This is a genomic window from Bacteroidia bacterium (assembly GCA_025056095.1).
In the GTDB taxonomy this organism is placed as follows: domain Bacteria; phylum Bacteroidota; class Bacteroidia; order JANWVE01; family JANWVE01; genus JANWVE01.
On the sequence record JANWVW010000071.1, the window covers coordinates 1 to 12,325 of the forward strand.

A 12,325-nucleotide genomic window follows, 5' to 3' on the forward strand; every position below is an offset into this window, starting at 1 on the left:
AAGGGCAGTGCGAAGCGTTAGCGAAGCACCGTAGCGAAGCGCAGTGCGGAATGCCCCGACCCTTGCGTCAGCAAGGGACACGCCCAAAAAATAAATAAAATTCTTATCCATTAAAATGCTTTCATAGCTTGGACAAAACCCACAAATGAAAATGTTTACTCAATACCACAATGATGAGTTTGTTTTTACTTTTGCAACCGTGAAGCCCACTAACTTTTTTTCAGACTATCCACAATTTTGTAGCCAACAGTATTTTATAGCACAAACTTCAAATGAATACACTGTTTAGACTAAAAGAATGGTTTATCTACCACCTTTTTGCGGATACAGTCTATAACATTCACTCGCCTTTTGTGTTTGAATTTTGGCAAAATGTTATTCAGCCTGCACGTAAAGATATGCTCTATCAAACACACATTTTGCCTATTTTAAGACAACTGTATGCAAATAAAAGTCAGCTTGCCAAACACGATTTAGGAACGGGAAAGAACTCAGGTACAGAAACCGTGGCTCGAGTAGCTAAAACTTCTTCTATTGTCCCCAAGTATGGGCATATTCTTCATCAAATTGTACGCTACTTCAAGCCCCAAATTATGATAGAGTTAGGCACTTGCTTTGGAATAAGCACAAGATACTTGTGCCATGACTTTACAGGAACACACTTTTACAGCATAGAAGGTTCGCCACAACGGTTACAAATAGCCCAAAGTTGTCTATCTGATTTTGATTCTACCAAACTCATTCTAATTCAAGGTAGTTTTGAAAATGTGTTACCGCAGATTCTTGAAAAACATTCGTACATTGACCTTGTTTTTGTAGATGGGAACCATACTTTTGAAGCCACACAAAAATATTTTACTCTTATTTTACCACACGTTCATGCAGGTACTCTGCTTATTTTTGATGATATCCATTGGTCAAAAGGAATGTGCAGGGCTTGGAAGTACATTTACACTCACCCAAAGGTAACTCTAAGCATAGATTTGTTTCAGATAGGTATTTGCTTTTTCAATTCAAGATTAGCCAAGCAAAACATTATTTTACACTACTAACTCAACTTTTTGCAGTACGCCAAAGCTTATGTCGGTTTTCTTTTTATTTAAAAAACTGTACTTTTGTTCAGCGTATTCTCGTTAGACTATGAAAGTTTGTTTTGCTTTATGCGTAGGAATTTATTTGTTACACACAAGCTTACAGGCACAAGCGGATAGAGAATGCTATCAGAAGTATGAGAAGTTAGCCCAAGAGGGAGATGTGGATGCACAAGTTGCTTTGGCTTTATGTTTAATGGATAAAGTACAATTTCAACAAGCTGCGCAATGGCTACTCAAAGCATCTGAACAAGGAGATGCAGAAGCACAATACAATTTAGGATACTTATACAGTACAGGCAAAGGCGTAGCCAAAAATGATGCTTCGGCGGTCAAGTATTATCAAAAGGCAGCGGAAAAGGGAAATATCAAAGCTATGAACGCACTAGGTTTTATGCTGCTTAATGGAATTGGTGCGTCAAAAGATACTGCAAAAGCTATCACTTTGTTAGAAACTGCTGCTATGCAAAACTATGCGGATGCGCAAAAAACTCTTGCAGAGAGCTACTACACAGGCAAAGGTGTAAGTCAAAACTACGAAAAAGCGTTTTTTTGGTATCAAAAATTGGCGGAATTAGGGGATGCACAAGCCCAGTACATTTGTGGAGTTTTGCACGAAGAAGGTAAAGGAACACCTATTAGTATAGAAAAAGCTGTTCAATACTACCAAAAATCAATGGTACAAAAACATGAACCTGCTCAATTGAGATTGGGTATATTGTATTTGCAAGGTAAAGCAGGTACAGGAAACAAAGGTAAAGGTTTTAAAATTTTGCAGGAATTGGCAGAAAAAAATCATCCAGAAGCTTGTTACTACGTTGGCAGGTGTTATCAAAATGGAGAGGGGACAAATAAAAATTTAGAGAAAGCGGCTTTATACTATCAAAAAGCTGCTGACCAAAATCATTCCTTAGCTCAAATGGAATTTGGTTTTATTCTATTGGATGAACGATACAAAGGTGCAGATAAAAAGCTGGCTAAAAATTATTTATCCAAAGCATACAGTAGTAAAGAACTTACATCAGAACAAAAATCAGCGATACAAAAAGCTTGGAACGAACATAATCTCAAAGCGATACAATAAATAGTTTTTTAACAAAATGTAATTTGTTTGGATAAGCATAAATAAGCATAAAAGTGAATATGCGTTTTTTGATATTTTTTACTGTGGAGTTGGCAGAATATAACTGTTGCTCATAAAGAGTTTTAAGTGCGATTATGTAAGTTTGTACTGTATTTTTTATCTTTGCGTGCATCTAATAATCTAACTAAAATGCAAACGCAAAACCTTGGCTATCCAAGAATTGGTAGCAACAGAGAGCTAAAGCAAGCTTGTGAACAATACTGGGCAGGAAAAATATCCATAGACCAATTGATAGAAGTAGGAAAAAAGATTCGCCTACAAAATTGGCAATTGCAAAAACAGATAGGAATAGATATCATCCCTTCTAATGACTTTTCTTTTTATGACCAAGTGCTAGACATGAGTCTTATAGTAGGGGCTATTCCTCAACGCTACCATAACTTTCTCACTCAATCCACTCACGAACTTGACCTATACTTTGCCATGGCAAGAGGATACCAAAAAAATGGTTGGGATATCACTGCCATGGAAATGACAAAATGGTTTGATACTAACTATCACTACATTGTTCCTGAATTTCAAAAAAATCAAACCTTCAAGCTATTTTCAAATAAAATTCTACAAGAGTTTTTAGAAGCCCAAAAAGCAGGAATTGATACAAAACCAGTTATTATAGGTCCTGTTTCTTATTTGCTATTAGGCAAGGAAAAAGACTCAAACTTTGACCGTATTGACTTAATCACAAACTTGTTACCTGTCTACATTCAAATACTCAAATCCTTAGTAGAGCAAGGGGTAGGTTGGATTCAGTTTGATGAGCCTTTCTTGGTTTTGGATCTTGAACCAAAAGCAAAAGAAGCTTTCAAGTACGCATATTCAGAAATACAAAAATCATTTCCTGCTCTTAAAACCTTAATTGCAACATACTTTGAAGGATTGAGAGATAATTTAGAGTTAGCAGTGTCTTTATCTGTTTCTGCTCTACATATTGACTTAGTTCGCAGTCCTGAACAATTAGACGAAGTTTTGAACGCACTACCGAAGGATAAAATTTTATCGCTCGGCATAGTAGATGGCAGAAATGTATGGAGAAATAACTTTGAAAAGTCATTACAATTGATAGGGAAAGCAGTAAGTAGAATAGGTCAAGATCGCGTTTGGATTGCTCCCTCATGCTCATTACTTCACTCCCCTTGTGATTTAGACTTTGAGACTCAGTTAAATCCTGAAATAAAACAATGGTTAGCTTTTGCTAAACAAAAAATTGAGGAAGTAGTAACCTTAAAAGAGCTTGCCACCACTCAACATTCTTCCGCATTAGAAAAGCTAAAAGCTAATCAATCAGCTATTGAAAGCCGAAAAAATTCTCAACTTATACATAATCAGAAAGTAAAAGAAAGAGTACAGCAAATAACTGAAAACGATGCAAAAAGAAGCAGCACTTTTTCAATTCGCAGAGAAAAGCAGCGCAAAGCTCTTAACTTACCTTTATTTCCAACTACAACTATTGGTTCATTTCCACAAACTGCGGAAGTACGTTCATGGCGGGCAAAACTAAAAAAAGGTGAAATTAGCAAGGAAGAGTATGATAAACTAGTCAAAGCGGAGATTGAAAAAGCTATTCGTTGGCAGGAAGAGATAGGTATTGATGTTTTAGTACATGGCGAATTTGAACGAAATGACATGGTAGAATACTTTGGGGAACAGTTAGAAGGTTTTGCGTTTACACAAAATGGTTGGGTACAAAGCTATGGAAGCAGGTGTGTAAAGCCCCCTATTATTTTCGGTGATGTGGCTCGCCCAAAACCTATGACTGTATATTGGTCTTCTTATGCGCAGTCTTTAACGCAGAAACCTGTAAAAGGTATGCTAACAGGACCTGTTACAATACTGCAATGGTCTTTTGTAAGAGATGATCAACCTCGCTCTGAAACTTGTATGCAAATTGCGTTAGCTATTCGCGATGAAGTAATGGATTTAGAGAAAGCAGGAATAAAGGTTATTCAAATTGATGAACCTGCTATTCGCGAAGGGCTACCTTTACGAAAAGCCGATTGGAAAGAGTACCTACAATGGGCGGTAAAAGCATTCCGAATTGCTTCATCAGGGGTAAAAGATGAAACACAAATTCACACGCACATGTGCTACTCTGAATTTAATGACATTATACAAGAAATAGCAGAGATGGATGCAGATGTCATTACGATTGAGTGTTCTCGTTCGCAAATGGAGCTTTTAGAAGCATTTGCAGATTTCAAATATCCGAATGAAATAGGACCCGGCGTATATGACATTCACTCACCCAGAGTACCTTCTAAAAATGAAATGATACACTTATTAGAAAAAGCCAAAGCTGTTATCCCTGCTGACCAGCTTTGGGTCAACCCTGATTGTGGTTTGAAAACTCGCCAATGGGAAGAGACTAAGAAAGCTTTGACGGAAATGGTTAGTGCTGCTAAGGCACTTCGTATGTCTGTGGAAAATCAAGCATAATTTTTTTAGGGATTTAGAGTTTATTGAGTTTTTTTGGCCCCCCCGCCCGCGGGGCCCCCAAAAAAATTAAACTATCAATACCCAAAAACCTTACCTCTTTTTTCAAAAAAATTTTATCATTCAAACCTACCTAAACTACCTATAATTATCCAACCAGTTACGCTTACGACTTATTTTCACATCTCTCAACAAAGAAGACTTGATATTAAATTCTAACGTATAACTCTGATAAATACCCAAAGGAATCCAATTAAAACGAAGTTCCCAACAATGCAAATCCCGAACAAAAGACAAATTAGTATAAGATAGCCGCTTTTGAGTAAAATCAAATCCTGAATTGCCTACAATTTTCCACTTGGGCGTAAGGTTAATATCCCCCGAAAAATTAAGCTGATGACTTACATTGCTAGTGTATGGCGCACCAGGCTGTGTGTATTGTAAAGTATAATTGGCTGTAAAAGTCCAAGCTACATCAAAATCTACGTAACGAGTAGTATAAAAATACTGTGCTTCTGTGTTTATAGTAGAGTTGCCTTTATTTTTGAACAGGTCTGCGCTAAGAGCAATACCTACGGCTAATCCTGCGTTTACTAAACGCGCCACTCTACCTTTTTGCCAGCCCCATTGCGAAATTTCTAACCTATTGTAACGAATTCGCCCCGAGGTATCCGATTGATAAGGGTCAAAGTTTGCATTGGCAGCAAGGTTAATCACGTTCAAAATACGCGTACGAGCAGCAGCAGCTATTGGCGATAATCGCAAAGAATCGGCGGCTAAATTGTATGTACCACTTACTGAAAAGCCTTCCAAAATAGGAATATTCTTGGGCTTATAGGTAGTCTCATTGTTTTGCAATACTTTTTGCTTAACTTTAATATCCAAAGTGTTGTTTAGGTTAAAGCTGATGTTCTGCTGCCTACCACTACTTACCGTACCAAATATGCCGTTGTACTTAGGATATTTAACCTCAACCCCTGCGGTATTTTTGTATCTACCGTAATAATTCCAAAAACTATTTGAGTAGTCAGGAACAATGTTAAACGATAGGTTGGGCAAAATTACATGCCGTATGCCCATTAAACGCCCTTTTTGAAATAGCTTTGTACCATATAAAGCAGTATTGAGAGAAACTCCTGTATTAAAGCTGCGCAGCATATAAAAACCCCTCAACGTGTCTATGACTACTGTATTAGCCACAGAATCAAAAGAATGAATGAACTGCTGTGTGTACCATCGCTCTTGATAGGTAAAAGTAGGTGTAAAAGTGAGATATTTAAATATTTTGAAGTTCGCATCTATGGGGATAGTATGATTTACTCCATGTTGAAAAAGTCTTGGCGAGCGAGAAGAAAAAACTATACTATCAGGTCCAGAAATTTGATTGCGTAAAGTAGCGTTGTAAGCAATTCCGATATTATCGTACCAATGACTTTTGACACTGTTTTTAGACTTAAAAGGATTGATACGACTGTGAGAAAAATTGATGTCAGGAATTCCGAGAGTTACGTTTTTAGTAGCATTATTTTGGGAATGTGTCAGATTGGCTGAAAAAGAATACGGCTTACCTGTCCAAGACTTTGAAAAAGAAACAGAAGATTGCAGCGTATTGACTAAATTGACTTCGGGGTTATTCGCAGTTTGATTGTAGTTGGTAGTTCCTGCATTGACATTAGCTGTAAATCTTGCGGTGGGGCTAAGCGGTTGGCTATGACTCCAACGTACGGTAAAAGATTTGAATTCATTAGCTTGAATAATATCTTCGGGCTTACTTTTAGGTACATATTGATAGTCTGCGGTAAAACTTCCGTCCAATTTTTGAATAATTTTGTAGTTAGTGGTAGCTCTTAAACCAAACCCCCCTTTGGAATACACATCTCCGCGTATAGCTGCGTCCATTTTAGGGGATATAGCAAAATAATAGCCCCCATCTCGTAGAAAAAAGCCACGTTGCACGCTTTCGCCGTACATGGGAAATAGAATCCCTGATTTACCCCCAGGCTTATTAGGAAAATACCCAAATGGCAAGATGATGGGCAAAGGAACGTCTTCAATGTGAGCTTGTACAGGTCCTGTTACAACTTTATCATTCGGAATGACCTTCATTTTTTTAGACAAAAAATAATAGTGCGGTTGAGCGGCATTACAGGTAGTAAATTTGCCGTTTTTGATATAATATACTCCGTTAGCTTCATTACTTCGTTTTAATGCTTCTGCTTGGATAAATTGATCTTGGTCTAATTGTGTGCGTACCTGATATACTTTACCTCTTCGGGTTTTGAAATTGTAGATAATTTTATCTGCGTAATATACTTGGTCGCCATCTTTCATTTGAGGCTTACCTTGTATTTTACCTGTTGAATCGGGCAATCCTTCTGCAATAACTGTATTCTCCCCGTAATTGATAAGCACGTAGTCCGATTTGAGTTCTAAATCTTCATAATTTACCACGACGTTTTTATACAAGTGGATGATTTTTCTATCTACTTCAAAAATGATGGAGTCTTTGGCTTTGTAAGTTACTTTTGACTTAAAGTCTTCATTTTGATTGACGTTGAGAGTATCTTTTTGTGTAGTAAAGGTTATGCTATCCCTTTGTGCAATAGTCCAAAAAGATAAAGTTAACCCTGCCCAAAAGGCTATAAAACGAATCACAGTGCAAAGATAGGTAAAACCGAGGTAGATAAGTTATAGGGGTATTGTGTTCGAAGTTTGTTTTGTTTTAATTTTATTTTGGGCGTGCCCTTGCCCACACTTCGCTTGCGCTTGTGTGGGCAAGGTCGGCGTGCTACGGGCTACGCTATCGCTTCGGTGCTTCGCTTCGCTCCGCACCGTGCTAACGCACGCCCTCCGCATGCCTCACGCAACAAACTAAAAACCCTCTCAAAACTTTTTCAAAACCTTATACCGAATACAAAATAAACCTCAATTAAACCAACGCATCTAACCTCAAAAAATCATTTTAATTTTTAAAATATTCTGACCTAACTTCCTCATAATCATCTATGCTTGATAGCTTTTCTATTTTACTAAAACAAAATTTTTTCAAAAATATTACATGGTTTGTAGCAATTCTATGCTTTTACATTCAAAGGTAGCCAATCTTAACCTAGCTTATTCAGAACCGCGGCTCAATAACATAAGTATCGTTGCCTTTACGCATACATTGGTCAAATTCCTACCACAAACCCCAGCTCTTTTGAAAAACCAATTTTATCTCTGATTACTTTCTGTAAATCAAATTATTGTAAAGCAATATTTAATCCTGCTTACTTCATTTATTGTGTAAAAATTGCCCTAAATGAACTCAAACCTAAAAAATTTTTTTACAAATACAGTAAAAAAACTACTTTTGCTTTACTAATAGCAGACTGTAGTATGAATATAATCAGTCAAATTGTTTTTACAGTCATCTTTACTGCATCTATCGTATATTTTATTTTGCAGGCTAAAAGGTTACATAAATTCATTCATATCGGTAAACCTCTTGACCGTAAGGATAACAAAAAGCAGCGTTTGAAACTCTTACGGCGAGTAGCCTTCGGACAAAGTAAAATGTTTACAAATATACCTGTGGCTATTTTGCACTTTATTTTGTATTTAGCTTTCATTATTATCAACATTTGGATTGCTGAAATTGTCATTGATGGCATATTTGGCACAGACCACGTATTAAAATTCTTGGGCAGCTTTTACGATGTAGTTATGGCAATGGGGGATACTTTAGCGATACTTACCGTAATTGCTTGCAGTGTTTTTCTCGTTCGTAGAAATGTACTCAAAGTCAAACGCTTTACAGGGGTAGAAATGACCTCTTTTCCTCGCACAGATGCTAATCTCATTCTCATATTTGAAATTGTCATCATGCTAGCTTTTATGTTCATGAATGCAGGCTATATTCAACGTTGCACTAGCACAGGCGAACAATATGCAGGAATTTATCCGTTTAGTAGTTTAATTGCCCAAGCTATTAGCAGCATGACCACAACCCAAGCTTATGTATTTGAAAAAATAAATTGGTGGATACATATCTTGGGAATTTTACTCTTTTTGAACTACCTGCCTAAATCTAAACATATTCACATCTTTTTAGCCTTCTTCAATGTGTACTATTCCCGTTTAACGCCCAAAGGCAAACTCAACACCATGCCTGAAATTACCGACCAGGTCAAAGCTATGATTGACCCTAATCACACGCCCGCAGATATGCCCGAACGCCTAGGTGTGCGTGAAGTTCAAGATTTATCTTGGAAAGCTATTTTAGATGCTTATACTTGTACAGAGTGTGGACGCTGCACTAGTGTATGCCCTGCTAATATCACAGGAAAACTGCTTAGCCCACGTAAAATTATGATGGACATTCGGGATACTGTGGAAAGTGTAGGGGATATATTGCTCAAAAATCCACAGCATCACGAAAATACTTCCTTATTAGATAGAATTACCCCCGAAGAACTTTGGGCTTGCACTACTTGCAATGCCTGTGTAGAATCTTGTCCTGTCAATATTGACCATGTATCTACCATTATAGACATGCGTCGACATTTAGTCATGGAACGTTCAGAAGCACCCTCTGCCCTCAATACCATGATGTCTAACATTGAAAATAATGGCGCACCTTGGGCTTTTCCACCCTCAGACCGCTTTGCTTGGGCAGAAGGTTTGAATATTCCCACTATGGCAGATTATGCCGCACAAGGTAAAACCCCCGAAGTTTTATTTTGGGTAGGCTGTGCAGGTTCCTTTGATGATAGATACAAACGCGTTACTCGTTCCTTTGCCCAAATTCTAAAGGCTGCCAATATTGATTTTGCTGTCTTAGGGTTAGAAGAAACTTGCACAGGCGACCCTGCCAAACGCGCAGGAAATGAATTCTTAGCCCAAATGCAAGCCATGACCAACATTCAAACCATGAACCGTTACGGTGTTAAAAAAGTAGTTACGGCTTGCCCGCACTGCTTTAACACTATCAAAAACGAATATCCTGAATTAGGCGGTAACTATGAAGTTATGCATCATAGTGAATTTATCAATGAACTTTTCAAAACAGGAAGGATTGCTGTAAAAGAGGGGGCTTTTCAAGGTAAAAAAATTACGTTCCATGACTCTTGTTACTTAGGCAGGGCTAATGAAGTTTATGAAGCTCCAAGAGAAGTGCTACAACAGTTAGATGCAGATTTAGTAGAAATGAAACGCAGTAAGCAAAATGGGCTATGTTGCGGCGCAGGCGGAGCACAGATGTTCAAAGAAGCCGAAAAGGGCAAAAAAGAAATTAACATTGAACGCACCGAGGAAGCGCTAGCTTTACAACCTGATATTATTGCTGCAGCTTGTCCTTTCTGCATGACCATGATGACCGATGGCGTCAAAAAGAAGAAATTTGAAAACGAGCAAATTCAAACACAAGTATTTGATATTGCGGAGTTAGTAGTGCAAGCAGAATTAGTAGCTAAAAGTTAAGAATACTTTTTTGTTCTTTTGGGCGTGCCTCCTTGCTGCGCAAAGGTCTGGGTATTTCGCATGTAGCCCGCAGCACACCGACCTTGTACACCTACGCGTAGCGTTAACGTGGGCAAAGGCATGCCCAAAATTAAAATCTAACCCTTGATATTCTCTTTTATGTGAAGAAACAAAAGACTTACCCAAACACAACCATATTGATATTAGATTAGAAATGAAATCAAAAAAATATAACTTTGCAAAAAATCAACATGACACCAGCAAAACCATTTCTAAAATGGGCAGGTGGCAAAAGCCAGCTTTTAGAACAATTTGAAAACTATTATCCCAGTGCACTTAGAAAAGGTATCATTAAAAATTATGTTGAACCTTTTTTAGGTGGTGGCGCCTTGTTTTTTGCGATTGCTCAACGTTACAAAATTCAAAACGCGTACTTATCAGACATCAATAAAGACTTAATTTTAACTTATCAAGTTGTTCAACAACGCCCTAACGATTTGCTTGATTTCTTAGAGCAGTATCAAAAAGATTACGACCAAACAGAACAAGAAAAACGAAACGATTTTTTTCTGTCAGTTCGTAGGCATTTTAATTTGCAACGATTTGAGATAAACTATAAAAAGTTGTCTGATAATTGGATTCCCCGAGCAGCACAATTTATTTTTTTGAACAAAACCTGCTTCAATGGGCTTTTTCGCCTAAATTCAAAAGGAGAGTTTAATGTGCCTTATGGAAAGTACAAAAATGTCATGATTTTTGACGAATGTAATATTTTAGCAGTTTCAAAAATACTGCAAAATACCGAAATCCGACAAGCAGACTATTCCAGCTGTTTTGACAAAGTAAACGAAAATACTTTTGTTTATTTTGACCCACCATACAGACCCCTCAGCCAAACAGCCAGTTTTACCACTTACACAGGAACAGAATTTACAGACAAAGAACAATTGCAATTAGCCCAATTTTTTCGAAAGTTAGACAAAGAAAAAGGAGCTAAATTGATGCTTTCTAATTCAGATCCCAAAAACCAAAACCCAGAAGATGACTTTTTTGAAAGAGCATTTGAGGGCTACAATATTTTTAGAGTTTCAGCCAGTAGAGCCATAAATTGCCATGGCAACAAACGTGGCAAAATCAGCGAACTGATAATCACTAACTATCCATATGAACCACAAACCTTGGCAATCCATTTTTGACACATACAACATTTACAAACATGATTTTTCAAAAAGTCCATTTATTTTGACAGCTGAACAAATCAAAAAAGCAACTGCAAACTTTACGACTACTACTGAAAGAGAAGTCCGTGTTTTGTGCAAACAAGACACGAGAGAAAGCAGACCACAAGTTTTCGTAGATAATGATTTATTTATTCTACCTGTTAAAAATGGTATGTATGCTATTTTACAAGGTGAAGGTTACATTGATATCCCTGAGATTACAACACAAGCAGATATTTATCAGTCTAAACTTGATTTTGATAGAAACCTCACAAATTGGGGAATCAGAAATGTAGCACTTAGGAATTTGGTTTTGCAGACGAGAAAGACTATAATAGTATAAAACTCTTGAAAAGTGCGAAATTTGAGATATTAGGATAAAGCGGACTAATTTTTGAGAACTGGCTTCTTTAATGTGCTTTATTGGAAAAGCGCGTAAATTTGTAAAAAATTACAGGATAATGTACTACCCAATAGATATACAAGAAATTCAAGTCAAGGTTGCAAAAAAACTTATTCGCAAATACGTACCTCAAATTTTGTCCATTTTTGACGAAAATTCTAATGTCAAGGAAATACAAAATAAATTTGGGGAAAAATTAGTACGTGTTGATGGAACTATCCCCATAGATTTACCCGTTGAAAATGGGCAAAGGTTTCTTTTCATAAGCTATGAACAAACCCGCTTTTCTCACGGAATACACAAATACCCCGCAAAATTTTTTCCCGAACTCCCCCGCTGGTTAATACAAAAGTACTCAAAATCAGGTGATTGGGTACTTGACCCATTTATGGGCAGCGCAACGACCAACATTGAGTGTCTGCTCAATAGTAGAAATTCAGTAGGAATTGATATTGACCCTTTCGCTCGTTTTTTGGCAAAAGTAAAGACTACTCCACTTAATAAAGTAGAATTGAATGAAACTAACCGAATAATACTAGAGCAAATTGTTAATTTTCAACCTACTTTGATTAAAGAT

10 protein-coding genes are annotated in these 12,325 nt (G+C 37.2%); 8 read left to right on the forward strand and 2 right to left on the reverse strand.

Features of this window, described 5'->3' with window-relative positions:
- The first annotated feature begins 272 nt into the window (after window positions 1-272).
- The 3 genes from NZ519_06975 (at window position 273) to metE (ending at window position 4,668) form a co-directional block, all read left to right on the forward strand.
- On the forward strand, window positions 273-1,052 hold the full coding sequence (locus tag NZ519_06975) for a class I SAM-dependent methyltransferase (GenBank protein MCS7028495.1): 780 nt from the start codon (window positions 273-275) through the stop codon (window positions 1,050-1,052).
- 88 nt (window positions 1,053-1,140) lie between these two features.
- Window positions 1,141-2,175, forward strand: coding sequence for a sel1 repeat family protein (locus NZ519_06980; protein ID MCS7028496.1), 1,035 nt, complete (start codon window positions 1,141-1,143; stop codon window positions 2,173-2,175).
- A gap of 189 nt (window positions 2,176-2,364) precedes the next feature.
- Entirely contained in the window at window positions 2,365-4,668 is a 2,304-nt protein-coding gene (metE, locus tag NZ519_06985; protein MCS7028497.1) for a 5-methyltetrahydropteroyltriglutamate--homocysteine S-methyltransferase, read from the forward strand.
- Window positions 4,669-4,803: 135 nt separating this feature from the next.
- On the opposite strand, the gene NZ519_06990 is transcribed toward metE, so the two are convergent.
- On the reverse strand, window positions 4,804-7,320 hold the full coding sequence (locus NZ519_06990; protein ID MCS7028498.1) for a putative LPS assembly protein LptD: 2,517 nt from the start codon (window positions 7,318-7,320) through the stop codon (window positions 4,804-4,806).
- Window positions 7,321-7,398: 78 nt separating this feature from the next.
- Between NZ519_06990 and NZ519_06995 the strand changes: the two genes are divergently transcribed.
- Window positions 7,399-7,587, forward strand: a complete 189-nt coding sequence (locus tag NZ519_06995; GenBank protein ID MCS7028499.1) for a hypothetical protein — start codon at window positions 7,399-7,401, stop codon at window positions 7,585-7,587.
- Between the two features lie 456 nt (window positions 7,588-8,043).
- Complete coding sequence (locus NZ519_07000) at window positions 8,044-10,125, forward strand: (Fe-S)-binding protein (GenBank protein MCS7028500.1); 2,082 nt, start codon at window positions 8,044-8,046, stop codon at window positions 10,123-10,125.
- On the opposite strand, the gene NZ519_07005 is transcribed toward NZ519_07000, so the two are convergent.
- Window positions 10,122-10,247, reverse strand: coding sequence for a hypothetical protein (locus tag NZ519_07005; protein MCS7028501.1), 126 nt, complete (start codon window positions 10,245-10,247; stop codon window positions 10,122-10,124). The genes NZ519_07000 and NZ519_07005 overlap by 4 nt on opposite strands.
- A 129-nt stretch (window positions 10,248-10,376) precedes the next feature.
- Between NZ519_07005 and NZ519_07010 the strand changes: the two genes are divergently transcribed.
- The 3 genes from NZ519_07010 to NZ519_07020 all read left to right on the forward strand — a co-directional run.
- Complete coding sequence (locus NZ519_07010; protein ID MCS7028502.1) at window positions 10,377-11,321, forward strand: DNA adenine methylase; 945 nt, start codon at window positions 10,377-10,379, stop codon at window positions 11,319-11,321.
- The gene (locus NZ519_07015) at window positions 11,290-11,688 is read left to right on the forward strand and encodes a hypothetical protein (protein MCS7028503.1); all 399 of its coding nucleotides are present in this window, start codon (window positions 11,290-11,292) and stop codon (window positions 11,686-11,688) included. The genes NZ519_07010 and NZ519_07015 overlap by 32 nt, the downstream gene beginning before the upstream one ends.
- A gap of 70 nt (window positions 11,689-11,758) precedes the next feature.
- Window positions 11,759-12,325 (forward strand): site-specific DNA-methyltransferase (locus tag NZ519_07020; protein MCS7028504.1); only part of this gene is annotated, 567 nt, incomplete at its 3' end.

Excerpts from the sequence above, each read along its gene's own strand:
- NZ519_06980 (MCS7028496.1), top strand. The coding sequence starts at position 1,141 with ATGAAAGTTTGTTTTGCTTTATGCGTAGGAATTTATTTGTTACACACA.
- NZ519_07000 (MCS7028500.1), top strand. The coding sequence starts at position 8,044 with ATGAATATAATCAGTCAAATTGTTTTTACAGTCATCTTTACTGCATCT.
- NZ519_07010 (MCS7028502.1), top strand. The coding sequence starts at position 10,377 with ATGACACCAGCAAAACCATTTCTAAAATGGGCAGGTGGCAAAAGCCAG.
- NZ519_07005 (MCS7028501.1), bottom strand. The coding sequence starts at position 10,247 with ATGCCTTTGCCCACGTTAACGCTACGCGTAGGTGTACAAGGTCGGTGT.
- metE (MCS7028497.1), top strand. The coding sequence starts at position 2,365 with ATGCAAACGCAAAACCTTGGCTATCCAAGAATTGGTAGCAACAGAGAG.
- NZ519_06975 (MCS7028495.1), top strand. The coding sequence starts at position 273 with ATGAATACACTGTTTAGACTAAAAGAATGGTTTATCTACCACCTTTTT.
- NZ519_07015 (MCS7028503.1), top strand. The coding sequence starts at position 11,290 with ATGAACCACAAACCTTGGCAATCCATTTTTGACACATACAACATTTAC.